Below are 24,524 nucleotides of genomic sequence, written 5' to 3' on the forward strand. Positions count from 1 at the left end.
AGTAGCGTCGAACTGGTCGGGGTTCGAGCTTCTCGAGGACAACGCAGTGACCCAGTATCGGGATCGATCTTCCGCCGGCAGATTTCTGGCCGGGCGGCTCGAGACCTTGCGTATCGACAAGCCCGTCGTTCTCGGACTCCCGCGCGGCGGAGTTCCGGTCGCAGCCGAGGTGGCTGCGGCATTGAACGCTCCGCTCGACATCGTGGTGGTGCGCAAGCTCGGCAGTCCGTACAACCCGGAACTGGCGATGGGCGCCATCGGTGAGGGCGGCGTGCGGGTCCTCAATCACGACGTCATCGCAGCGGTTCGCGTCTCGAAAAGAGAACTCGTCGCCGTCGAACGCGACGAGCGAACCGAATTGGAACGGCGGGCGCATCTCCTGCGCGAGGGGCGGACCCCGGTTTCCCTCCACGGACGCACTGCGGTGATCGTCGACGACGGAATGGCTACGGGCGCGAGTGCCGCGGTTGCCTGCCGATGCGCGCGCACCGCGGGTGCTGCCGCCGTGATCGTCGCGGTCCCAGTAGCCTCCCCCGAAGCCATGAGAGTGATCGCGTGCTCCGCCGATCGGGTCGTCTGCCCCTTCGTTCCTGCCCTGTTAGGCGGCGTCGGTGCTGCATTCGAGGACTTTCATCAACTCAGCGACGACGAAGTGCTGTCCTTCCTCGCCTGAGTGCACACCTCTCCAGCCTGAGCACAGTCCAAGAGATCTCTGTGAATTTGTGATGTGTGCAACATTTCGCTCCTCGGTGCCGATAGCCCAAATGGAACAAAAAGAATTCGGCTTTCTGGAGGAACCGTGACCATCTCGACCGATACCGTCGACGCCGTCGCAGCTGCGTGCCGTGACCGCCTGGGCGACCCTTCCGCCTGGGTTGCGTCAGACGCTTATCGACAGAGCCTCGCCCTGTGCATCATCGAATCCGTTCAGTCCACGTCGGGTCACAGCGAAGTGACCGTCGTCGATCGCTACCTGGCGTACCGGAAAGCCCGCGAGGACAAACCCGTCACGGATGGCGCACGTGAACTACTCCGCACCTTCGAGGAAGCCGGCAGTTCGGACCAGTGGGCAGGCAAGATCGGCTCGTACAAGCGTCGCTACACGGCGACGGGTGTCCCGATCGAGGCACGGCACATCCAACAGGTCGCCGAGAAACTCCATCACTTGCGGATCAACAGCGTCGAGGACCTGCTGTCGGCCGCCGATTCCGACAACGCTCTCGAAGCCGTTCACCATGCCTGGGTGGACGCGTGCGGAGACGGTTCCGAAGTGACCTGGGCCCACCTGTTGATGTTGGCCGGAATTCCGCACACCGATCTGGGAACCGCTGCCGACACCTTCATCAGCGCGACACTCGGCACCACCGAGTTGCCGGGAGACACCTCGGAGATCCTTGCAGCTACTGCAGAGCAACTCGGAGTGGATCCGGACCGATTGGACTACGCAATTCGGCGGTGGCTGTCCGTGCACGGTCGCACGCTCCAACACGTCGCCTGAGTACCTGTAAACAGGCGGTCACACTAAACTGCAGGTCAGCGCCCGACCAGTTCTACCGAATAGTAACGACAGTGCAAAATGACGACTAATGTGATGCAATGCACATCAGAAATGTCAGTAGTCACTGGAGGGGTCAATAGTGCGCGAGTTCTCAGTTCCACAGTCGTTCTCAATTCCGGAGAACGTATCCATGGCCGACTCCGTGTTCCGTCACGCCGAAGAAGACCCCACATTCGTGCCGTTCAAGAGGCCGTCGAACGGTGGATGGGTCGACGTCACTGCAGCTGAATTCGCGAAGCAGGTCTCCTCAGTTGCCAAGGGCCTGATCGCTTCGGGCGTCGAGCTCGGCGACCGCGTCGCTATCCTGTCCGCGACTCGCTACGAGTGGGTCGTTCTCGACTACGCCATCTGGACTGCAGGCGGATGCACCGTCGCGATCTACGAGACCTCCTCCCCTGATCAGGCGCAGTGGATCCTCGAGGATTCAGCGACAACCCTTCTGGTCGTCGAAACGGCCAAGCACGCGGAGACTCACAAGGAAGTCACCGACGGCGCAGAAGCCCTCCGCGAGGTTCTTGTCATCGAGTCGGGTGCGATCGACGAGCTGTCCAGTCGCGGTTCGGCAATCACCGACGAAGAACTGCACACTCGTCGTCACCAGGTCACCGCTGCCTCGCCCGCGACCCTGATCTACACCTCCGGAACCACCGGACGCCCCAAGGGTGTCCAGCTGACGCACTCCAACTTCTACGCCGAGTCCAACGCCTGCCGCCTGGCGATGCCGGAGTCCATGGTCCCCGGCAAGAAGACTCTGATGTTCCTGCCGCTTGCCCACGTATTCGCGCGAGCGATCTCCTTCGGCGCTTTCGACGCCAAGGTCACCGTCGCCCACACGTCGGACCTGACGACGCTGCTCGAGCAGTTCGCCGGCTTCAAGCCCAACTTCATCCTCTCGGTGCCCCGCGTGTTCGAGAAGGTGTACAACTCGGCTCGCCAGAAGGCAGTCGACGGCGGTAAGGGCAGCATCTTCGACAAGGCTGCTGCCACCGCCATCGAATACAGCGAATCCCTCGAAAAGGGTGGCCCCGGACTGGCACTCAAGCTCAAGCACGCGGTATTCGACAAGCTCGTCTACTCGAAGTTGCGCGCAGCTCTGGGTGGCGAGTGCGAGCGTGCAGTCTCCGGTGGCGCAGCCCTCGGCGCGCGCCTCGGCCACTACTTCCGCGGCGTCGGCATCCCGATCTACGAGGGCTACGGACTCACGGAGACCAGCGCCGCAATCACCGTCAACACCTCGAGCGCGCAGCGCGTCGGCACCGTCGGCAAGCCGATCAACGGCCATGCAGCACGGATCGCCGAGGACGGCGAACTCCTCCTGCAGGGCCCGGTCGTGTTCGCCGGCTACTGGCACAACGAGAAGGCCACTGCCGAATCCATCGTCGACGGCTGGTTCCACACCGGCGACCTCGGCTCGATCGACAACGAGGGCTACGTCTCCATCACCGGACGCAAGAAGGAAATCATCGTCACCGCGGGCGGCAAGAACGTCGCACCGGCAGGCCTCGAAGATTCCCTGCGTGCGCACGCTCTGATCAGCCAGTGCCTCGTCGTCGGCGACGGTCAGCCGTTCATCGGTGCACTGATCACCCTCGATCCGGAGACATTGCCCGGTTGGGTCGAGCGCAACGGCCTGCCCGCCGGCACCCCGATTGCCGATCTGGTGAAGAACGCCGACCTGATCGCCGAGATCGACTCGGCCGTTGCCGACGCGAACAAGAAGGTCTCCAACCCCGAGCAGATCAAGAAGTACACGATCCTCGAGGTCGACTTCACCCAGGAGACCGGTGAATTGACGCCGACGCTCAAGCTCAAGCGCAACATCATTCACGAAGCTCACAAGACCAAGATCAGCGACCTGTACGCCTGATCGATCGTCTTTCACGAGTCTGGCCCGGTTCGAATGCGAACCGGGCCAGACTCGTTTCACTGTCCGGCGGAGAGTAGTTCCTCTTCGATCTCGGATGGAAGGCCGTGCACCGCACGATCCTCCCGCTGAGTCGGCAGAGTTTCTCGCTGCATCCACTCCCAGGTATCGCGCACGGTGTCTTCGACGGGCCGGCACCGCAGCCCTGCTTGCCCCGCCATGGCGGTGTCGGCTTCGAGGAAGCCCGCGAACTCGCCCTCTTGCGGAACCCAACACGGAAGTTGTGTCCACGGCTGCACTCCCGCAGCGGCCAGCCTGTCCTCGTCAATCCACACGAGTTCAGCGTCCGAACCGGTGGCATCCACGCACGACTGGAGGAGCCCGGAGGTAGTGGTGTGGCCGGACGGGCTGATGACGTCGTATGCCCCGCTGATCCCGGCGGCCAGTCCGGCCAGGACAAAGGTTGCGATGTCGCGGGCATCGACGTACTGCAACGGTCTGGTCGGCACTCCGGGAGCAACGACACGTCCGCCCGCCGCGATACGCTGCAGCCACCACGGCAACCGCCCGATGTCCTCGCGCGGGCCGAGGATCAAACCTGCCCTCGCGAGTAACGCGTCCGGGAAGGATTCCAGGACAGCGAGTTCGGCCCCACGTTTGGCGGACGCGTAATCGCTGTAGTCATCGGAGGTCGCAGATGCGGCCACCACTGGTGAGGTCTCGTCTACGTGCAAGCCCCATTGGTAGACGGATCCACTGGAGATGTATGCGTACCGGTCGACGTGACCGAGTAAGACGCGCGCATTTTCCCCGATCACTCGGGGGCTACCCGACCAGGTGTCGACGACAAGATCCCATCGACGATCACCGAGCGCATCAACCATCGCACGCTGATCGGTGCGATCCGCGAACAGGACCTCCGCTGTAGGTGGTGGCGCTCCGGTGAGCCCACGATGGAGCACTGTCACTTCCCAGCCCCGAGCCAAAGCGTCATCGACGAGAGCGTGGCCGAGGAACCGTGTTCCTCCGAGCATCAACAGCTTCATGAGGGCCATCGTCACTTGAAAAGCGTCGTGCGGCAACACGTTCGTCTGGTAGCGCAATTTCCGGCGACTGAGGCACGGACGAACCGCTCAGATACCTCGTCCGGGATTGAGAACGTTCTTCGGATCGAATGCGGCCTTGACTGCAAGCATCATTTCGCGTTCGGTCTGGCCGACCATGTCCGCCATGTACGGCGCTTTGAGAACCCCGATACCGTGTTCACCGCTGATCGTTCCGCCCAACGCCAGTGCGCCGGCAACGATGTCGTCGAAAGCTCCGCGCGCACGATCCTGCGCACCCGATTCGGCAGCGTCGAACACGATGGTCGGGTGGAGATTGCCGTCGGCGGCGTGACCGAAGGTTCCGATCGTGACGCCGTGGCGATCGGCCGCTTCACGAATGCATTCCAACATGGACGGCAACGCCGGCACCGGCACCGCGACGTCGTCGAGAAGTACCGTGCCCAACGCCTCGAGAGCCGGCAAGGCCATGCGGCGCGCGGCGGTGAACTCTTCACCTTCCACCGGATCGTCGGTGTGGAAAACCTCTCGGGTCCCGGCACTTTCGCACGCCGCGGCGCAGTCCGCTGCCTCGGCGGCCGCCGACCTACCGTCGCACTGGATGAGCAGCATCGCCCCGGCCGATTCGTCCAGCCCCATCTTGGTCAGCCGATTGACGGCGCCGATGGTGACGTCGTCCATCAACTCCATCTGACACGGTTCGGCCACTGCCGACACGGCGAGGACGGCATCGATCGCGAACTCCGCGGAATCGAAGAAGGCGACCACAGTGGTCGCGGCAGTGGGCGCCGTACGCAACCGCATCGTGGCTTCGACGATGACCGCGAGAGTGCCCTCCGACCCGACGAGCAGATGTGTCAAGTCCAGCCCCGCAACATTTTTGCGCGTCCGTGCACCGGTACGGATCACACGCCCGTCGGCGAGTACCGCCGTCAGGGCCGCAACGTGATCACCGGTGACGCCGTACTTGGCGCAACAGATGCCGCCTGCATTTGTCGCCAGATTGCCGCCGATACTCGAGATGGACCGGCTTCCCGGATCCGGTACGTACCAAAGACCCTGCTGTGCAGCAGCTTCCGCCAGGTCACCGTTGATCACTCCGGGCTCCACCGTGGCGGTGCGCGCGGCAGGATCGATCTCGAGAATTCGATCCATGCCCGCGACGCTCAAGACGATGCATCCGTCGAGTGCGTTGGCGGCGCCGGCCAACCCGGTACCTGCCCCTCGTGTCACCACCGGAACGGCGAGTTCGTGGGCCACCGTCATGACCGCAACGACGTCGTCGACCGTCTTCGCCTTGACCAGCGCGGCGGGCCTTCCGGCTGCGGTGAGCAGTGATTGATCCCGGACGTACGCACCCATTCGGTCGGGATCGGTTGTCGCCCTGTCCCCCACCGCTTTCTGCAGACGCTCGCCCAACAGATCGATACTCGTGGTCATTGTGTTCGTCCTTCGTAGAATCCGCGCACATGGCGCTCGACCAAAACGGCGGCCTCGTCAGCTGCACCGCGCTCGATCGCGTCGGCGATACCCTCGTGCTCGGCCAACAGTGCGCCGAGCGTGGCCGCCGAGTTCTCGCGCGAGTCGAGTTCGCTCAGCAGGTAGCCGGCGATGCTGTCGCGGAGAACCGTCATGACCAACCCGAACGCCTTGTTCCCGCCCGCTCCGGCCAGCGCAACGTGAAAGTCGACATCGGCGTCGTGGAATGCGACCGAGTCGTCGGCAAGGGTTGCGACGCGCATTCGCTCAATCGCAGCCCGGGCGCCGTTCGGCACCGCGACGACGGTGCGCAGCGCAGCAGCTTCGAGCAGCACTCGCAATTCGACAAGATCGCCCAATGGAACTGCACCCACCTGCAACGCCGTGCTGAGAGCTGTGGCCGCGGAATCGGCCGTATGCTCGTGCGTCACCCGAGGCCTGGCAGTAGAAGTGGTGTCCGCGCCGGTCAACAATCCCTGCGCTTGCAGGACCCGAAGGGCCTCACGGACCGTCGATCGACCCACCGAGAACGTCTGTGCAAGTTCCTGTTCGGTGGGCAATGCCTCACCGACCGGGAGTGAACCGTCGAGAATGGCAGCGCGGATTCGTCCCGACACGGCAAGGCTGAGCGGCATGCGCGACAACGGAGTCGTATCCATGCCGCGACGCTACCACCCCTTGCCTGCTTGTCTGACAAACTGTTTAATTGAGGAGATTCGTGACCCGGACCACAACAGAGAAGGTGCCGACCATGACCGACAAGCTCGAATTGGATCCCGCGACCACCGCCGTCGTGCTCATCGAGTACCAGAACGACTTCACCACCGAGGGCGGTGTTCTTCACGAGGCCGTCGCACCAGTCATGGAATCGAACGGACTCCTCGCGAACACCACTGCGCTGGTCGATGCGGCTCGGGCGGCGGGTGTCACCGTGATGCACGCACCGATCACCTTCGCCGAGGGATACAACGAAATCACCTCGCATCCGTACGGCATCCTCAAGGGCGTCGTCGACGGCAAGGCTTTCGTGAAGGGTTCCTGGGGAGCTGCGATCGTCGACGACCTCACTCCGAAAGACGGCGACATCGTCATCGAGGGCAAGCGCGGACTCGACACTTTTGCCAGCACCAACCTCGATTTCATTCTGCGTAGCAAAGGAATTCGCACGATCCTTCTCGGTGGTTTCCTGACCAACTGCTGCGTCGAATCGACCATGCGCACCGGATACGAGAACGGCTACCGGGTCATCACCCTCACCGATTGTGTAGCCGGAACTTCGGTCGCCGAACACGTGAACGCGATCACCTACGACTACCCGATGTTCTCGCATCCCGTCACGTCGAAAGAGGTGCTCGGCGCGCTCTCCTGAGAGGACTACCTGGAATGCGCGAGAAGGAATTCACGGCTGACGTTGGTGACACTGGCGTGAACCTTCTCGTGCAGCAGGTCGTGACCGGCGTCCTCGAACTCGCGCATCTCGACGTTGCGCAGCGTCCGCGCCCAGTCCCGGACGGGATCGACCGGGGCGATCCGGTCGTCGGTACCGTGAACGACCAGGACTGGGATGCCCGCGTCGGAGAGTTCCGCCCACCCGTGTTGCTCGACCGCACTGCGCGGAATGCCGCACAGCACTGCGGAGGCAAAATCGTGATCGCGATGAGCCAGCACCGTCAGCGCCGTCACGGCACCTAACGAATGACCCATCACCGCCTGCGGAACTTCGGGCAGTTCCGCCAAGGCGATGTCAGCCAGCGCGGCTGCATCGGCAGCAAGATCGGAGAGCGGAGCCCCGACTCCCGGATCACCCTCCGACAAACCGTGCCCGGTGTGATCGATCGCCCACACGTCGATCCCCGACGCCGTCATTGCGCCCGCGAAGCGGTGATACTGGCCGCTGTGCTGGCCGAGACCGTGCAGAAAGACCAGTGACACCGTGGGCACCGCACCCCCTGCCGCCGGCCAATGCCGAAAGTGCACCTGACCGGTTCGTCCGTCGAAGAAAGGCATGATCGTCATTCTGCACCCCACTACCGATATCCGCGGCTCGTGAGCGATTACTGGTGGGTTGCCTTGTCGGTGAGCGATGGCACAATCGCCCTGTGTTCCTACTCGATGATCAGATCGTCTACAGCGCCAGCGACCTCTCGGCTGCGGCCTCGTGCGAGTTCGCACTGCTGCGGCAACTCGACGCCCGAACCGGTCTGATCGCGGCCGAGGCCGCCGAGGCGGATCCGATGCTCGAACGGACGTCGAGCCTCGGCGACTCGCACGAGCGCGAACAGCTTCAGAAGTTCATCGATCAGCACGGAGACGGCGTCGTCGTCATGCCGCGACCGGAACACTCACGCGCAGGCCTGACCGCTGCCACGTTGGCCACCGTCGAGGCAGCACGATCGGGCGCGCCAGTCATTTATCAGGGAACCTTTTTCGACGGCCGATTCCTCGGGTTCTGCGATTTCCTCGTCCGCGAAGGCGACACCTACGCGGTCTACGACAGCAAGCTCTCCCGGCACGCCAAGGTGTCGGCACTTCTACAACTCGCCGCATACGCGGATGCGTTGGAGCGCAATGCAATTGCCGCCTCCGATCAAGTTCATCTACTGCTAGGCGACGGCAGCACGTCGTCGCACGACATCGGAGACATCGCGCCGGTATTCGCGGCACGTAGAGCTGAACTCGAACGAGTCCTCGACGAGCACCGCGCCGAGGGGAAACCGACACAGTGGCTCGACGATCGGTACCTGCGTTGTGGTCGATGCGACACCTGCAGCGTCGAGGTCGAAAGCCATCGAGACCTGCTGCTGGTTGCGGGTGTCCGCGGCAATCAGCGTGAACAGCTGATCGTCTCGGGGATCACGACAATTGACGAACTCGCCGCGAGCACCGGCCCAGTCGAGGGAATCCGCCGGGAAACACTCGACAAGCTCCGTGCACAGGCAGCGGTTCAACTACGCCAGGAACTGTCCGGCGACGCCGAATTCGAGGTCTACGAACCCTCGGCGCTCGGCGGACTCCCCATCCCCGACGACGGCGACATCTTCTTCGACTTCGAGGGCGATCCGCTCTGGGCCGAGGACGGGTCCACCGATTGGGGGTTGGAGTATCTGTTCGGTGTGGTCGAAGGGCCTGCGGACGACTACGTGTTCAAGCCGTTCTGGGCACACGATCGCGAGGGTGAGCGCCAGGCGCTCCTCGACTTCCTCGATTACGTCACCGCGCGTCGAGAAGCTCATCCAGGCATGCACATCTACCACTACGCCGCGTACGAGAAATCGGCGCTGTTGCGCTTGGCCGCACGTCACGGTGTCGGCGAGCAGACCGTGGACACCCTGCTCAGCGAGAACGTGCTCGTAGACCTGTACCCGATCGTCCGCGCGTGCCTGCGGATCGGACAACGCTCGTACAGCATCAAGAAACTCGAGCCGCTCTACATGGGTGAGCACGGCCGTGACGGTGACGTGACCAACGCCGCCGCCTCGGTCGTCGCTTATGCCGACTACTGCGAATTGCGCGACGGCGGACAAGCCGACCAGGCCAGGGAACTTCTTCAGGGCATCTCCGACTACAACGAGTACGACTGCGAATCCACTCTCCGCCTGCGCGATTGGCTCGCCGAGCGCGCCGCAGAACATGGTGTCGAACTTCGAGAGCCGACCGGACAGATCAAGATTCCACTCGAAGAACTCACCGAATCGGAAATCGCACTCCGCGACTTCGCCGGCCACAAGGCCGGTTCGACACGCACCCCCGATCAGCAGGCTGCTGCTCTATTGGCCGCAGCAGTCGGTTACCACAATCGCGAGCGGAAGCCGTACTGGTGGGCCCACTTCGACCGATTGGTCACACCGATCGAAGACCTCGTGGACATCCGCGACGTCATGGTGGTCGAGCAGTCCGAAATCGAAACGGACTGGCACAAGAGCACCGCGCGGCAGAAGAAGTTTCGTCGCCACATCCAATTGACCGGAAGTTTCGGCACCGGAACGTCTTTGAGCCCGGGCAGTGATCTTTTCGCGCTCTACGCAACCCCCTCCCCGGATGCCGTTGCAAGCGAGAACCCCACCCAGCGCGGCACCAGCAGCGTCAAGGTCACCGCCGTCGTCAAGTCCGAAGGGCTCGACGTGGTCACCGTGGAAGAACTGCTCAGCGGTGACGAATACCTCGATTCCCCGGTCGCGTTGGCACCTGGTCGTCCGATTCCCACCGGACGCATGGAGAAGTCCATCGCCGCTGCCGCGTCCGACGCCAGCGAGAGCCTGCCCGAACTGCCACACATCGCGGCAGTCGACATTCTCAGGCGCAGCACCCCGAGAACCCTCTCGGGTTCAGCGCTGCCACCTGTCCGCACCGACAACAACTACGCCGACGCCATCACCGCCGCACTTCTCGACCTCGACGATTCCTACGTGGCGGTGCAAGGTCCTCCCGGTACCGGCAAAACCTACACGGGCGCTCGTGTCGTCAAGACACTGATCGAACAACACCATTGGCGAATCGGCGTGGTGGCACAATCACATTCGGTGGTCGAGAACATGCTCGGCGGCATTCTGAAGGCCGGCGTGGACCCCGCACTGGTCGCAAAGAAGGGCAGCCGCAGCAAGACCGCGGAATGGCAGGACATCGCGTCCGAGGAATACGCCGGATTCATCGCCGAAGCGGAAGGCGTCGGCTGCGTCATCGGCGGCACTGCATGGGACTTCGCGAACACCGATCGTGTTCCCGCCGGCAGTTTGGACTTGCTCGTGGTCGACGAGGCAGGTCAATTCGCGCTGGCGAACACCATTGCCGTCGCGATTTCCGCGCGAAACCTGTTGCTGCTGGGCGACCCGCAGCAGTTGCCGCAGGTGAGCCAAGGTACTCACCCCGAACCTGTCGACGAATCGGCACTCGGTTGGCTCGCCGAGGGACACGGCGCACTGCCACCCGAACTCGGCTACTTCCTCGAGAAAACGTGGCGGATGCACCCGGATCTGTGTGCGCCCGTGTCCGCATTGTCGTACGAGGGCAAGCTGCGTTCCCAGGAAACCGTCAGTGCGGCAAGGAAGCTCGACGGACTCGCTGCCGGAGTACACACGGTGTTCGTCGATCACCGCGGCAATTCCACCTACTCCCCGGAAGAGTCCCAGGAAATCGTTCGCCAGATCCAGGGCCTTCTCGGCACGCCTTGGACCGACCCGAGCGAGTTCGAGGGAACCAGGCCGCTGGAGCAGTCGGACATTCTCGTGGTCGCGGCGTACAACGCCCAGGTGGGCACCGTCGAGCGCGATCTCACCGAGGCCGGTCTCACGGAGGTCGAGGTCGGGACCGTCGACAAGTTCCAGGGCCGCGAGGCTGCGGTGGCAATCGTGTCGATGGCCGCATCTGCCGTCGAGGACGTCCCGCGAGGGATGTCGTTCCTGCTGTCGCGAAACCGTCTCAATGTTGCTGTCTCACGCGGCAAGTGGTGCGCGATCATCGTTCGATCGCACGCGTTGACGCAGTACATGCCCAGTACGCCTGCGGGATTGGTCGAACTGGGCGCGTTCATGAGGCTGACGAGCTAGCCGAAGCCTGTCTTACCCGAAACACTTCCCTACCCGAAGCACTGCCCTTCGCCGCGATAGGTGGGAACCGAGGTTCGGGTGCCGTCGGCTTCGACCACGTACACGCGGTCGAAGCGCTCGCACAGCTCGCCGGCTTTGGCGTGACGGAACCACACGCGGTCGCCGATCGCGATGTTTCCGGCTTCCTTCCCGGTGACCGGCGTCTGGACTTCGCCTGCCCCTTCGTTGCGGAGCAGTTTGAGACCAGCGGGCCAGACCGGTGACGGAACGCGGGTGGCTCCCGCAGGTCCGGACGCGATGTATCCGCCACCGAACAGGGTCGTGACCGACGGCGTCGGTTTGCGCACGGCCGACAGCGCGAAGAACAGCGCCGGATCGGGACGGAAGGCACGGTAGCGGTCGAACAGGGTCGGTACGTACAGTCCGGAGCCTGCTGTTACCTCGGTCACCACAGGATCGGCCGAGCTGACCTCCAGCGACCCCGTACCGCCGCTGTTGACGATCTCGAGTGCACCCACGGCATCGGTGACGGCCGCGACCACAGCGCCCCTTCTGGACGCCAGTTCGCGGGCAGAGGCCTTCTTGACCCAACCGATCGGAGCATTGGTGTCAGGAAGGCCGGCGATCTGGGCTTCGTAGAACATCACTCCGACGACGGAGAATCCGCGTTGGCGCGCACGCGCCGCGAGTGCGGCGACCGCGGCAGGTTCGCGCAGCGGCGAGCGTCGTACGCCCAGATGGATCGGACCGATCCGAAGCGACGCATCGACGTCGAGACACACCCGGACAGGCGCATCTCCCGTCGACGCCGAACGAATGAGATCCAACTGCGCATCGTCGTCGACCATCAAGGTGATCGATGCGAGAGCGGTGTCATCGGCAGTGAGATCCGCGATGGCGCCACGATCGGCGGTCGGGTATCCCATCAGGATGTCCCGTGCGCCGAGCCCGACCAGCCACAGAGCCTCGCGCAGTGAGTACGCCATGATTCCGCGGAACCCGCCGGATGCAGTCAGTGTGTCACCGAGAGTTTCAGTCAGAACCGTACGACAACGAACCGATTTGCTCGCCACTCGCACCGGGGTTCCACCGGCGCGGCGCACCAGGTCGGCTGCATTACTGCGCAGTGTGGTCAGATCCAGAGCAGCCAGAGGCGGGTCGAGTTCTCGCGTGGCAGCAGTGAGTCGATCAAGGGTCCTGGTCACAGATGATCCAATCGTCGCGGCGTGCGACCAGTCAATCACCAATACTGGACGTATGTCCAGGATGGCGGTTCTACTGAGGTGCGACCACGGCTTTATTGGCGATTACCTGAACCATTTCTCCGAACTCGGCAATAGTCGCGTCGGAGTCACGATCGACCAGCCATCGCAGAACAAGGCCGTCGATCATTGCAAGACTCAGTCGCGCAATCGAACTCAACGGCTCCGTCCACACCGTGCCCGATATCTTGGCGCACTCTTCGAGAAACGACACCGCGAGCTCATCCATGATTCGGTACTGCTCAAATGCAACCGCCCCAGCACGTTCGGCTCCGAGATTGCGACTACGCAGTGCCTGCGCGGTAATTTCGTAGGTCAACAACTGGCGATCCGGGGTTGCCTCGATGGTCGGCCACATTCCGGTCAGGCCGATGTGCAGCAATTCCCTGAGCCCCTGCACGCCACTGAGATCCGGCGCATGGCGGACCTGCGCGAACGCATACTGCATCGACGCACTGAGCTGCAGAATGAGCGTTTCACCCATTGCCGCGATCAGCGCTTCCTTGCTCTCGAAGCAGTAATGAACGACGCCGAGCGATACCCCGGCCTCCTCTGCCACCGCCCTTACCGTCACAGAACTGACACCGCGCTGTTCCGCAATAGACAAGGCGGACTCGACCAATTGTGTGCGGCGTTCGTCCGCCGGGAGCCTGTTCAGCATCCAATGATCGTAGAACGCAAATGACAAAATCTTCGCGCAATACTTGCCTGGACGACCGTCCAAGTACATTATTGCGTAATGGCTTCGGACACTTGGCAGAACTGGGCGGGCACTCAAAGCGCCGCGCCGCGTCGCTTTGCGACGCCGACAAATACCCGTGAACTTTCGTCGTTGGTCGCCGAGGCCGCCTCGCGTGGCCAACGTGTGAAGGCCGTCGGCGCCGGCCACTCGTTCACCGGTGTCGCGGTCACTGACGGTGTCCTCGTCAGCCTGGACAACTTGAGCGGAATCGACTCGATCACACCGACCGACGACGGTGCGCTGGTCACTGTTTTTGCAGGCACTCGCCTTCATGCTCTCAACGACGCCTTGTGGCAACGCGGATATGCGATGGCAAATCTCGGTGACATCGACGTCCAGTCACTGGCCGGCGCGACGTCCACCGGCACGCACGGCACCGGCGCACGATTCGGCGGCATCGCCACACAGATTCGCGGAATCGAGGTCGTTCTCGCCGACGGATCCGTCGTTTCCGCAAGCGCCGACGAAAACGTCGAGTTGTTCGAAGCGGGCCGCCTCGGGTTGGGCGCAATCGGCATCATTTCGAAGATCACTCTCGCCTGCGTTCCGCGATTCACACTTCGCGCAATCGAGGAACCCGACACGCTGTCTCACATACTGGACACCCTCGAGAGCGATCGTCTGGGCTTGGACCACTTCGAGTTCTACTGGTTTCCGCACACCGACCGTGTCCTGACGAAGAGCAATACGCGACTGCCCGGAGATACCGAACCCGATCCAGTGGGCAAGGTCCGCGCGTTCGTCGACGACGAACTCCTCTCGAACACACTCTTCGAAGGCGTCAACCGCGTTGCCACCCTGGCGCCGGCCGCGATCCCGAGAATCAACAACGTGTCGTCTCGATTGCTCGGCGCCCGGGAGTTCACCGATCGCAGCTACCGAGTATTCGCGTCTTCGCGCCGGGTGAAGTTCAAGGAGATGGAATACGCGATCCCCCGCGAACACGTCACCGAGACACTCCACGAAATCGACCGCTGGATGAAGAAGTCCGGAACTAACGTCGCATTCCCCGTCGAAGTACGTTTTGCTGCCGCCGACGACCTCTGGCTCTCCACTGCTCACGGACGCGACACCGCATACATCGCCGTACACCAGTACCACCGACGACCCGAAACCGAATACTTCGCTGCAGTGGAGGCAATCGCGCGCGCCGTCGACGGCCGGCCGCATTGGGGAAAAATGCACAACCGGACCGTCGACGACCTGCGTCCTACGTACGACCGACTCGACGACTTTGTCGCCGTTCGAGACAAGTACGACGCGAATCGTGTGTTCGACAACGAATACTTGCGTCAGGTACTCGGCGACTGACGGTCAGTGCCGCAGCAGTTCCGCTTTTCGCGCATCGCTCGCAAACGAGGCTTTGATCGAGTTCCGGGCGAGGGTGTCTCGCTCGGCCTCCGTCAGACCCAGGGCTCGGCCCAGTTCGGTGAAATTGTCGTCGACATATCCCCCGAAGTAGGCCGGGTCGTCGGAGTTGACCGTGACGATCAAACCCATCTCGAGCATCGATCGAAGCGGATGATCCGACAGCGAATCGAACACCCGCAGACGAACGTTCGACAACGGGCAGACCGTCAGTGGAATCTCCTCGTCGACCAGACGCTCGATCAGGGCAGGATCCTCGAGTGCCCGGACTCCGTGGTCGATCCGCTCGGCGCCGAGAATGTCGAGCGCCTGCCAGATGTACTCGGGCGGTCCCTCTTCACCGGCGTGAGCCACAACGTGCAAACCCTCGGCACGCGCGCGGGCGAACACGTCCTCGAACAGTGACGGCGGGTTGCCGACCTCCGCGGAGTCGAGTCCGAGCCCGACGATCGGAGCCTGCAGGCGAATTATCTCGGAGAAGATCTCCTCGGCGTCTTTGACGGGCTGATCTCGGAGGATGGCGGCGATTGCCGCGCTGCTGAGCCCGAACTCGCGCTCACTCGATGCCACCGCATCCATGATCCCGTCCAGGACCTCGGTCAGCGGAACACCACGGACCACGTGCGCCTGTGGATTGAAGAAGAACTCGGCATGCGCGACGCCGGCGGCAGCCGCGCGGCGGAAGTACGCTCGCGTCAGGTCGGCAAAATCCTCCGCGGTGCGCAGGACGGCCATGTTGGCGAAGTAGAGATCGAGGAACGACTGCAGATCGGTGAACTCGTACCTCGACTTCAGATCGTCGATGTCCTTGTACGGCAAGTCCATTCGATTGCGCTCGGCAAGTCGGTAAATCTGTTCGGGTTCCAGAGAACCCTCGATGTGCATGTGCAGCTCTGCGACAGGTGTAGCCATGTCGGTGTTACCGCCCCTTCCAGACCGGGGCGCGCTTCTCGGCGAACGCCGTCGCGCCCTCGCGTGCATCTTCGGACGCGAACACCGGCGCCATGACCTGCAACTGCTTCGCGAAAGCTTCGTCGTCGGACCAACCGCCGGCCTTGACGATGATCTCCTTGGTGACCGCAACCGCGAGCGGTCCGTTGCGGGTGATGCGATCAGCCAGCTCCAGCGCGCCTTCGAGCGCCTTACCCGGCTCGGTCACCGTGTTCACGAAGCCGTAGCGGTAGGCCTCCTCGGCTGTGAAACTGTCACCGGTCAGGGCCAGTTCCAATGCCTTCTGGTACGGAATCCGCTTGGGCAGGCGCAACAATCCGCCTCCACCTGCGACCAGCCCTCGCTTGACCTCCGGGATACCGAACTTCGCTTCGGACGACGCGACCACCAGGTCGGTGGCAAGCACGAGTTCCGTGCCGCCTGCCAACGCGAAGCCCTCGACCGCCGAAATGATCGGCTTACGCGGCGGCCCTTCCGTGAATCCGAGACCGCGTCCCGGCACGAGTACGTTCTCGCCGGCCACGAATGCCTTCAGATCCATACCGGCACAGAAGTTTCCGCCGGCCCCTGTCAGCACCGCCAAGGACAGATCGTCGTCCGCATCGAGCTCTTCGACCGCAGCGGCCAATGCGTGACTGACCGCCGAGTTGATGGCGTTACGCGCCTCGGGTCGGTTGATGGTGATGATCAGTGTCCGCCCGCGCCGCTCGGTGAGAACCTCGTCCGCCATGATGTCCCTCTCGTTTGTCGACCACGCTCGCGTGACTACGCGACGTTGCGTTCGACAATACGGACGAAGCCATCGGGGTCGATCTGCGCGGTGTCGTGAGTGCAGAACCACCCCTGGGTGAACCTCGTCGAGGTCGCTTGCGGCGAGTTCCAATACCGACGCGTGACACTCGGTCCACGGCACAGCAACTCACCGAAACCACCTGGAGCGTCCGGGCCGTACAACGCCACTTCCATTCCACCGAAAGCGATTCCGACGCTTCCGAGGTGGGTGGGCGCCGACTCGGTTGGCAGAATGAGACCAGCCCCACAGGTCTCGGTTTTGCCCCACCCGATCACATGCCGAGCGGCCGGGAACAGGGTCAGCAGCTTGGATTCCTGTTCGGCCGTGATCGGCGACCCGCTGCAATCGATCCACTGAACCGACCTCGAACCGGCACGCGCCGCCGGTCCAAGGGTGAGCAACCGTGGCTCGAGCAGGTCCTCGGGCCGCCCGGTCACGATGTCGACGGTATGCACACTCTCACGCCAGAAGTCGCCGGCGAGGACCACCGTTCCACCGACCACCAACGTCGCGAGCACGTGCACGAACTGCCGCACCGACTTGAAGTCATTGTCCACCAACAGATTTCGCACACCTTCGACGCCGTAATCGCGCGAGTGCAGAATGCCGACGATGGCGGAGAGCACGTTCTCGTTGCTCAACTCGACGCCCAGCATTTCGCCCGAAGAATCGGCGGTGTACGCGAGGATCGCCATCTCCTCCGGGGCGGCACCGTCGTCGATGAACGGAACACCGTGTGGGAGTTCCCCGTCGAGCACCAACACCGAGCCACTGTCCGCGATGACGAAGTCCGCCGCGTCGTCGCTCAGATGAACACCCACGGAGACCGGAACACCGCCGGCGAGAATGACGCCGAGGCACGCCTCCATCCACCTCACCCCGGCGGCGACGCGAATGGCCACACGGTCACCGATCTCGACGCCTCGCGACTTCAGCCCGCCTGCGACCCGCGACGCCTCGGCCCACAACTCCGCGAAGGTGACCTGCTCGCCGTCGACCTCCTCCACCGCGATGCGTGAGGAGAATCGATGAACGGCGATATCGAGGAGTTCGGACAGCGACGGGTCGAGCTGGCTGTACCGAAGCACCCCGTCACCCGCACGGGTGACACGGGCGTCGGCGAGGAGCTGAGTCGAACACGGGTATTCCACAAGTGTCGACCGCATCGATACCTCCACGTCACTGACAACCCACCGGCCATTCGACTATATGACGTGGATCACAGTTCGTGGAGGTCTCTAGCAATAATCGTCGCAAACTTACTTTCCGGAGTAGACCGCTTTGCCCGGTCCGACCTCGAGGAAACTGCGGACAGCGCCGCGTAGGTCATCGGTGGCGAACAGCGCACCGGACACCCCGGGAGTCACCGAATCCGCGTGGGCGATCCCGCCGGAACGCCAGGCCGCCACGATCTGCTTGGTGGCGTCGTGGGCTCGCGTGGGCCCGTCCGCCAACCGGGCCACCAGGGCACGCGCCGCAGCATCGACATCGTCGTGAACGGCATTGACGACGCCCCACGAGTGCAGGGTTGCGGCGTCGTAGAGATCGCCGGTCATGACCAACTCCCGAGCCCGTCCGGAACCGGCGCGCTCGGCCAAACGCTGCGGTCCACCCATGGACGGCGTCAGACCGACCACTGTCTCGACCAGTCCGAACTTCGCCTTCGGCGCCGCGAGGATGATGTCGCAGGCCAAGGAGATCTCGAAGGCAGCAGTCAGCGTCAGCCCGTGCGCCGCGTAGATGACCGGGCACGGCAACGCCTCGAGCGGATGGCAGATCTGGGCGAACAGTTCGCGCCACAACTCCGCGCCCTGCTCCGGGTTCAGTCCGTCGAATACATGGACGTCGACGCCGGCCGAGTTGACCTTGCCCTCGGCGCGCAGAAGCACAGCGCGCGGTGGGTTTTCGGTCAGCGCTGCAACATCGGCGATGACGGCGTCGAACATGGCCTGATCGAACAGATTGAGTGGTCCGTGCGCGAACGTCAGGACAGCCACCTCGGCACCACCATCGGTGGTGAAGCGCTCGAGACGGGTGGGATGCGATTCGGGAGCAGTCATGCCGCCACACTGCCACATCGAACCGGCCTACGATCGTCGGGTGGACGGTCTGAGAAATGCACTCGCGGACGTTGTGGGACACCGGTTCGTCGTCGACGACGCCGACGTGTTGGCGACCCGTTCCACCGACCAGACAGGGCGCTACAGCGGGCGCGCCAGCGCTCTGGTCCGACCCGGAAATACCGCCGAAGTCTCGGCAGTGCTGAACGTGTGCCGCTCGCGCGGCGTACCGGTCACCGTTCAGGGCGGGCGAACCGGTCTGGTCGCCGGGACGGTGCCCGAGCACGACGACGTCCTGCTCTCCACCGAACGCCTCGAGGCGATCGGCGAAGTCGATGTTGCCGCCGGTCGGATCGCCGTCGGTGCGGGAGCGACACTCGCGGAGGTACATTCGGCGGCCGCCGCCGCCGGTTTGAAGTTCGGTGTCGACATAGCCTCGCGGGACACTGCGACGATCGGCGGCATGGTCTCCACCAATGCCGGTGGCCTGCACACGGTTCGATACGGGAACATGGCCGAACAGGTGCTCGGACTCGAGGTGGTACTCCCCGACGGAACTCCTGTGCGCCGGTCACCGAAAGTGTTGTCCGACAATTCCGGATACAACCTGCCCGCACTGTGGGTGGGCAGCGAGGGAACTCTAGGGGTGGTCACTTCCGTCGACCTGAAATTACGGAAGATACCGACTCACCGCGTCACATCGCTGACCGGTTTCGACACACTCCAAGACGTCGTCGAGGCGGGGCGAGTGTTGCGCACTCTCGACGGCGTCGACGCACTGGAGTTGTTGGACGGGCGCGGTCTCGAACTGGCCGCCCACCATTTGAACGCCGCGGTGCCGACGGGGCGACCGTGGTACCTTCTCGCCGAGGTGTCCGCGGCCCACGATCCGCTGGAAGACCTGGCCGAGCTGCTCGAACGCATCGACCCACCGCAGACCCCGGCAGTGGCGGTCGACGATCCCGGCTCGACGCGTTTGTGGGCGGCGCGCGAATGCTTCGCCGAGGTGGTCGGATTGTTCGGTCCCCCACTGAAATTCGACGCGGCGCTGCCGCTGGACTCGCTTGCCACCTTCGCCGAGGACGCCGCGGCGGTGATCGCGAGTCGTGCCCCCGAGGCAATTCCGATCCTCTTCGGACATGTCGCCGAGGGAAACATCCACCTCAACGTCCTGAACTGCCCGAACGCCGACACCGTGTACCGCAGCGTCCTCGAACTGGTTCGCGATCACGGCGGAAACGTCAGTTCCGAGCACGGGGTGGGCTCGCTCAAACGCAACTATCTGGACCTGGCCCTCTCTGCGGAGGACATAGCCACGATGTGGGCGATCAAGCGAGCCCTGGACCCGAGCGACTATCTCAATCGTGCAGTGATGTTTCCCGACGCGCTTCGGCACTGACGGCCATCGCGTCGTCGTGTGCGTCGCCGCGCAGAGGCCGAGCGAAGCACACCGAAGCGACGAAGCCGATGAGCAGCACGCCTGCGGGCAGCCAGATCGACTCCGACATCGCCGTGCTGAACGGTTCACGGACGAACTCGGGTAGGTGACCCACTCCGGCTTCGGAACTGCCGCCGGTCAGACCCTGAGCCGCCAATCGTGCGGTGATCAGTGCTCCGATCGCGGCACTGCCGAGAACCGCACCCACCTGCCGGGTGGTGTTGTAGACGCCGGCGCCGGCGCCGGCCTGCATCGGAGGCAGGTTGTGTGTGGCGGTGGCCGCGAGCGGCGACCAGATGCATGCGTTGGCGAAGCCGATCAGGCCGATCGGCAGGAGCAGTTCCCAGATCGCGACGTCGGGAGACATAACCAATGCCAGCCAGCCCAGGGCGATCGCGAACAGCAGGAAGCCGGTGCCCGCGATGTAGCGCGGATGCGTCTTGTCGACGAGCTTGCCGATGATCGGCGCAAAAATGCCGGTCAGCACGGCCATCGGAACGAGGAGGAGCGCCGACTGCGTCGGGGAGAGTCCGCGAACTGCCTGGGTGTAGAACATCAGCGGAAGGACCATCGACGTGATCGCGAAGCCCATCGCGGTGATGGCGACGTTGGCGAGCGAGAAGTTGCGGTCCTTGAAGAGTTCGAGTGGGAGCAAGGGCTCGTTCTTGTTGCGCGACTGGTAGAACACGAACACCGCGAGCAACACCACACCGGCGCCGATCAGGCTCCAGACGAATCCGTTCCAGTCGTACGAACTGCCTTCCTGGATTCCGAACACGAGCAGGAACATGCCTGCGGCGCTGAGAATCACGCCGGGGATGTCGAACTTGTGCTCGCTGGTCGGCAACGACGGAACAAGCTTCCACGCGAGGAGGAAGGCGATGACACCGACCGGGACGTTGACGATGAAGATCCATTCCCAGCCGAGATTGTCGACCAACACACCACCGGCAAGCGGACCGACCAGCGTCGCAACACCGGCAACCGCGCCCCACAGGCCCATTGCGGCGCCACGCTTGTTCGGCGCGAACGTGCGTGTGATGACGGCCATCGTCTGAGGCGTCATCATTGCGGCGCCCAGACCCTGGAAAGCTCTTGCCACGATGAGCATCTCGACGCTGCCGGACAGACCACACCACAGTGAAGCGCCGGTGAACAGTACGAGGCCGATCATGTACAGGTTCTTCGGTCCGAACCTGTCACCGAGCCGGCCGGTGACGAGCAGCGGCACCGCGTACGCCAGCAGGTACGCGCTGGTGACCCAGACGACCTTGTTGATGTCGGTGCCGAGGTCCTCCATGATCGCAGGGTTGGCGACAGCGACGATGGTGCTGTCCACCAGAATCATGAAGAACCCGATACACAGCGCCCACAGCGCGTGCCAGGGATTGACCTGCTTTTCCATCTTCAGTCCTTAGGTAGTGCGGACGAGCCTGCGGAGCCGGCCAGCCGGTCGAGAAGTTCTTGTGAGAGCCAGGGCATTTCGCCGCTCTCGATGTCTGTCACCAACGCGCCGATCCACTCTCTTTCGGCGACGGTCAGTGCGTGGGCGTAGTCCGCGCCCACCGTGAAGATTCGTGGTTTTTCCGCCGCCTTCAGCGCTTCGTAGTCGGCCTCGAATTTCGCGATCGTCTTGTCGAGGTGCGCGAGACGAATTCGAAGCATCTGACACGCGGTGGACGCGGAGAGGTTGTGCATTTCGGCGAGCGCGAGCGGCAACCGCGGATACTCCCGCACCGGAACCGCCAACATCTCACGTAGTTGATGCTCGAGGGCCTCACGGCCCCGGGCGGTGATCTCGTACGTCGTCCGTTCGGGCCGGTTGCCCTCACGATCGGTCCCGATCGAAGCCAGAAGTTCCTGCTTCTCCAACCGGGAAACCGTGTGATAGAGCGATCCCGGCTTGATCTTCACCAACTGATCGCCCCGGCGAACCGAGGCCAGTTGATACATCTCGTACGGATGCATCGAACGCTCGGACAGCAGGCCCAGAACGGTGATTCCCAGAGGCGTCAGAGACACGTCACCCATGAGTCCCCCTCCCTGACAAGCCGCAATTGACTATTTCTTGACTATTCCACCTGAAATAGTCCACCTGGAATATACGACCTCTGTCCATCTCGATCAACCCGTTCGAATCGGACTAGCCTGTAGCGAGTGGACGAACATCACCTCGACATCATCCGACTCGCTTGGGCACGTGAACTGGGCCTCGGCGACTCGGCACTTCGGCCGGCACACACGGCCCGCGTCGTCGGCGACGACATCCACGTTCTCGATCTGGCAGGCTCAGGTGCAATCGTCGGGCCGCAGTGGTTCATCGAGCGCACCGAGGACATCTCCGTCGACGCCCTGCTGCAACCGGCGCGTCTGCTCGAGATCGCCGGCGATCACGGCGGCCGAATCACCGGCCCCGTCGATCTCGCTTTCCTCGGCGACTACACGGACGCGCCACCCGACGAGCAACTACTGATTTCCCACGACATCGACGATGCCCTCGCCGTCGCTGCGCTGTGCCCACCCGACGACAGCACCACAGCCGACCTCGGGAACCGGACGCGGTGGTTCACCGCCCTCACCGATTCCGCCGAGGTGCTCGGATGCGCGGCGTACTCCGAATTTCAGGGATTCGTGGCAGATCTCACGACCCTGACTGCTCCAGCGCATCGCCGTCACGGAATCGGCTGCGCAGTAACGCTTCTCGCTGCGGAGGACGCTCTCGATTCCGGATTGATCCCGCAGCTACGCACAAGTCGCGGCAGTGCGATCGGAGCGACGCTTCCACGTAAAGCCAAATTCGACGTTCTGGGGGCATACGCTCGGGTACACGTGCACCTGCCCAGTTGACACTCGAACGAGAGGGACCGCGGATGAGTACGGAAGACGGCGCGAGCGAACCGACATTCGTCGAAGAGGGTCGTGAATTCAAACGCGACACCAACTACATCCCGACCCGGATCACCGAGGACGGCCGCGACGGGTACCCCGTCGAACCCGGGCGATACCGGTTGATCGTGGCACGTGCCTGCCCGTGGGCAAACCGCGCCATCATCGTCCGCCGCCTACTCGGCCTCGAAGACGTACTGTCGATGGGCATCTGCGGTCCGGTTCACGACAAGCGAAGCTGGACTTTCGATCTCGACCCGGGCGGCGTCGATCCCGTACTGAAGATCCCGCGACTGCAGGACGCATACTTCGCCCGAGATCCCCACTACCCCAGGGGAATCACGGTGCCCGCCATGGTGGAGATCGCCACGGGCAAGGTGATCACGAACGACTACCCACAGATCACCCTCGACTTCTCGACGCAATGGAAGAAGTACCACCGCGAAGGCGCACCGGATCTGTACCCGGAGCCTCTGCGAAACGAAATCGACGAAGTGGCCGAGTACGTTTTTCGCGACGTCAACAACGGCGTCTACCGCTGCGGTTTCGCCGGTTCACAGCAGGCTTACGACGAGGCATACGACACGCTGTTCGCTCGCCTCGACTGGCTCACCGAACGTCTTGCCCGGCAACGTTTCCTGGTGGGCGACACCATCACCGAAGCCGATGTGCGCCTGTTCACCACGCTGGCGCGGTTCGATCCCGTCTATCACGGCCACTTCAAGTGCAACAGAAGCAAACTCAGCGAGCTGCCGGTGCTGTGGGACTACGCGCGCGATCTGTTCCAAACCCCCGGATTCGGTGACACCATCGACTTCACACAGATCAAAGCGCACTACTACATCGTGCATTCCGAGATCAATCCCTCCGGAATCGTGCCCAAGGGACCGGAATTGACACACTGGCTCGAACCGCACGGACGCGAACAGTTGGGTGGCCGACCGTTCGGGGACGGCACACCACCTCATCCGCCCATCCCGTCGGAAGTGGTTCCGGCAGAGCACTGGGCCACCAGGTAGGTCGCGGGGGGCTACTCCCCTGCGTACGTGCCGAAACTCCAGTACACGCCTTCGGGATCACGGCAGGTGAACCCCCGCGAACCGTAGTCCTCGTCGCGCAATCCCTGCGTGATCGTGGCGCCCGCCGCGACAGCGCGTTCGTGGAGTGCATCGGCGGCGTCCGCGTCGTCCACGACGATGTACACCGAACCGATTCCAGGCGGCAGGCCGGCGATCGCAGAATCGGTGCGCGGCGAACCCAACATGATGCCGCCACCGCCCGGCCAGTCGAGTTGGGCGTGGTCCACCACGTCTCCCTCTCCGTAGACGGCCTTCTCCACGAAACCGAAGGTGCTCACCAGAAAGTGGATTGCCGCACGGGCGTCGAGGTAGCGCAGCGTCGGCCAGATGGTCGTCGAACGAGATTCCGAAGTGGCGGTCATAACACTCGAACTCCTGCCTGGGAAAACTCACGAAGAAAACCGAGTCTCGTACGAGCCTATGGCCCCGGTGATCAC

General features: G+C 63.4%; 22 protein-coding genes. 9 read left to right on the forward strand and 13 right to left on the reverse strand.

Annotated elements, in window-relative coordinates; genetic code table 11:
- Nucleotides 1–46: 46 nt before the first annotated feature.
- From ATN38_RS02835 to ATN38_RS02845, 3 genes are all read left to right on the forward strand, one after another.
- On the forward strand, nt 47–673 hold the full coding sequence (locus ATN38_RS02835) for a phosphoribosyltransferase (protein WP_030536915.1): 627 nt from the start codon (nt 47–49) through the stop codon (nt 671–673).
- A gap of 126 nt (nt 674–799) precedes the next feature.
- Nucleotides 800–1,498 carry a hypothetical protein gene (locus ATN38_RS02840; RefSeq protein WP_003945151.1) on the forward strand — a complete coding sequence of 233 codons (699 nt, stop codon included), beginning with the start codon at nt 800–802 and terminating at the stop codon, nt 1,496–1,498.
- Between the two features lie 139 nt (nt 1,499–1,637).
- The gene (locus ATN38_RS02845; protein WP_003945133.1) at nt 1,638–3,425 is read left to right on the forward strand and encodes a long-chain fatty acid--CoA ligase; all 1,788 of its coding nucleotides are present in this window, start codon (nt 1,638–1,640) and stop codon (nt 3,423–3,425) included.
- 56 nt (nt 3,426–3,481) lie between these two features.
- Here ATN38_RS02845 and ATN38_RS02850 read toward each other — a convergent pair whose 3' ends face one another.
- From ATN38_RS02850 to ATN38_RS02860, 3 genes are all read right to left on the reverse strand, one after another.
- Nucleotides 3,482–4,477: an NAD-dependent epimerase/dehydratase family protein gene (locus tag ATN38_RS02850; protein ID WP_256931624.1), complete on the reverse strand. Its 996-nt coding sequence runs from the start codon at nt 4,475–4,477 to the stop codon at nt 3,482–3,484.
- A gap of 78 nt (nt 4,478–4,555) precedes the next feature.
- Complete coding sequence (locus ATN38_RS02855) at nt 4,556–5,926, reverse strand: FAD-binding oxidoreductase (RefSeq protein WP_218747562.1); 1,371 nt, start codon at nt 5,924–5,926, stop codon at nt 4,556–4,558.
- Nucleotides 5,923–6,624 (reverse strand): FadR/GntR family transcriptional regulator, encoded by a 702-nt coding sequence (locus ATN38_RS02860; protein ID WP_003945110.1) that lies wholly within the window; start codon nt 6,622–6,624, stop codon nt 5,923–5,925. Before ATN38_RS02860 ends, ATN38_RS02855 begins: the two co-directional genes overlap by 4 nt.
- Before the next feature lie 92 nt (nt 6,625–6,716).
- On the opposite strand from ATN38_RS02860, the gene ATN38_RS02865 reads away from it, so the two are divergent.
- Complete coding sequence (locus ATN38_RS02865) at nt 6,717–7,334, forward strand: cysteine hydrolase family protein (RefSeq protein WP_218747563.1); 618 nt, start codon at nt 6,717–6,719, stop codon at nt 7,332–7,334.
- A 5-nt stretch (nt 7,335–7,339) separates the two neighbouring features.
- On the opposite strand, the gene ATN38_RS02870 is transcribed toward ATN38_RS02865, so the two are convergent.
- Nucleotides 7,340–7,981 carry an alpha/beta hydrolase gene (locus ATN38_RS02870; protein ID WP_218747564.1) on the reverse strand — a complete coding sequence of 214 codons (642 nt, stop codon included), beginning with the start codon at nt 7,979–7,981 and terminating at the stop codon, nt 7,340–7,342.
- A gap of 83 nt (nt 7,982–8,064) precedes the next feature.
- Between ATN38_RS02870 and ATN38_RS02875 the strand changes: the two genes are divergently transcribed.
- Nucleotides 8,065–11,508, forward strand: a complete 3,444-nt coding sequence (locus tag ATN38_RS02875; protein ID WP_218747565.1) for a bifunctional RecB family nuclease/DEAD/DEAH box helicase — start codon at nt 8,065–8,067, stop codon at nt 11,506–11,508.
- A 29-nt stretch (nt 11,509–11,537) separates the two neighbouring features.
- Here ATN38_RS02875 and ATN38_RS02880 read toward each other — a convergent pair whose 3' ends face one another.
- Both ATN38_RS02880 and ATN38_RS02885 read right to left on the reverse strand, forming a co-directional pair.
- On the reverse strand, nt 11,538–12,713 hold the full coding sequence (locus ATN38_RS02880) for an amino acid deaminase/aldolase (protein ID WP_218747566.1): 1,176 nt from the start codon (nt 12,711–12,713) through the stop codon (nt 11,538–11,540).
- Nucleotides 12,714–12,783: 70 nt separating this feature from the next.
- Nucleotides 12,784–13,431: a TetR/AcrR family transcriptional regulator gene (locus ATN38_RS02885; protein WP_020908434.1), complete on the reverse strand. Its 648-nt coding sequence runs from the start codon at nt 13,429–13,431 to the stop codon at nt 12,784–12,786.
- Nucleotides 13,432–13,509: 78 nt separating this feature from the next.
- Here ATN38_RS02885 and ATN38_RS02890 point away from each other — a divergent pair, with 78 nt between their 5' ends.
- A complete protein-coding gene (locus ATN38_RS02890; protein WP_030536924.1) occupies nt 13,510–14,823 on the forward strand; it encodes a D-arabinono-1,4-lactone oxidase in 1,314 nt (437 codons plus the stop codon).
- A gap of 3 nt (nt 14,824–14,826) precedes the next feature.
- Here the strand turns inward: ATN38_RS02890 and ATN38_RS02895 are convergent, their stop codons facing one another.
- The 4 genes from ATN38_RS02895 to ATN38_RS02910 form a co-directional block, all read right to left on the reverse strand.
- Nucleotides 14,827–15,792: an adenosine deaminase gene (locus ATN38_RS02895; RefSeq protein ID WP_003945144.1), complete on the reverse strand. Its 966-nt coding sequence runs from the start codon at nt 15,790–15,792 to the stop codon at nt 14,827–14,829.
- A gap of 7 nt (nt 15,793–15,799) precedes the next feature.
- The gene (locus ATN38_RS02900) at nt 15,800–16,561 is read right to left on the reverse strand and encodes a crotonase/enoyl-CoA hydratase family protein (RefSeq protein WP_042450356.1); all 762 of its coding nucleotides are present in this window, start codon (nt 16,559–16,561) and stop codon (nt 15,800–15,802) included.
- Nucleotides 16,562–16,596: 35 nt separating this feature from the next.
- Nucleotides 16,597–17,790 carry a class I adenylate-forming enzyme family protein gene (locus ATN38_RS02905; RefSeq protein WP_030536925.1) on the reverse strand — a complete coding sequence of 398 codons (1,194 nt, stop codon included), beginning with the start codon at nt 17,788–17,790 and terminating at the stop codon, nt 16,597–16,599.
- A 93-nt stretch (nt 17,791–17,883) separates the two neighbouring features.
- Nucleotides 17,884–18,684, reverse strand: coding sequence for an enoyl-CoA hydratase/isomerase family protein (locus ATN38_RS02910; RefSeq protein ID WP_042450357.1), 801 nt, complete (start codon nt 18,682–18,684; stop codon nt 17,884–17,886).
- Here ATN38_RS02910 and ATN38_RS02915 point away from each other — a divergent pair.
- On the forward strand, nt 18,683–20,083 hold the full coding sequence (locus ATN38_RS02915) for an FAD-binding oxidoreductase (protein ID WP_218747567.1): 1,401 nt from the start codon (nt 18,683–18,685) through the stop codon (nt 20,081–20,083). The two genes, ATN38_RS02910 and ATN38_RS02915, sit on opposite strands and share 2 nt — an antisense overlap.
- Here ATN38_RS02915 and ATN38_RS02920 read toward each other — a convergent pair.
- Both ATN38_RS02920 and ATN38_RS02925 read right to left on the reverse strand, forming a co-directional pair.
- Nucleotides 20,043–21,527 carry a DHA2 family efflux MFS transporter permease subunit gene (locus ATN38_RS02920; RefSeq protein ID WP_003945132.1) on the reverse strand — a complete coding sequence of 495 codons (1,485 nt, stop codon included), beginning with the start codon at nt 21,525–21,527 and terminating at the stop codon, nt 20,043–20,045. The genes ATN38_RS02915 and ATN38_RS02920 overlap by 41 nt on opposite strands.
- A gap of 2 nt (nt 21,528–21,529) precedes the next feature.
- Nucleotides 21,530–22,153: a PadR family transcriptional regulator gene (locus ATN38_RS02925; RefSeq protein WP_007736146.1), complete on the reverse strand. Its 624-nt coding sequence runs from the start codon at nt 22,151–22,153 to the stop codon at nt 21,530–21,532.
- Nucleotides 22,154–22,279: 126 nt separating this feature from the next.
- Between ATN38_RS02925 and ATN38_RS02930 the strand changes: the two genes are divergently transcribed.
- Together ATN38_RS02930 and ATN38_RS02935 are read left to right on the forward strand one after the other, a co-directional pair.
- Nucleotides 22,280–22,969: a hypothetical protein gene (locus ATN38_RS02930; protein WP_007736143.1), complete on the forward strand. Its 690-nt coding sequence runs from the start codon at nt 22,280–22,282 to the stop codon at nt 22,967–22,969.
- A 23-nt stretch (nt 22,970–22,992) separates the two neighbouring features.
- Complete coding sequence (locus ATN38_RS02935; RefSeq protein ID WP_218747568.1) at nt 22,993–24,027, forward strand: glutathione S-transferase family protein; 1,035 nt, start codon at nt 22,993–22,995, stop codon at nt 24,025–24,027.
- 11 nt (nt 24,028–24,038) lie between these two features.
- Here ATN38_RS02935 and ATN38_RS02940 read toward each other — a convergent pair whose 3' ends face one another.
- A complete protein-coding gene (locus ATN38_RS02940; RefSeq protein WP_003945129.1) occupies nt 24,039–24,449 on the reverse strand; it encodes a VOC family protein in 411 nt (136 codons plus the stop codon).
- Nucleotides 24,450–24,524: the final 75 nt, after the last annotated feature.

The organism is Rhodococcus sp. FH8, from assembly GCF_019266085.1.
GTDB lineage: Bacteria > Actinomycetota > Actinomycetes > Mycobacteriales > Mycobacteriaceae > Rhodococcus_F > Rhodococcus_F qingshengii.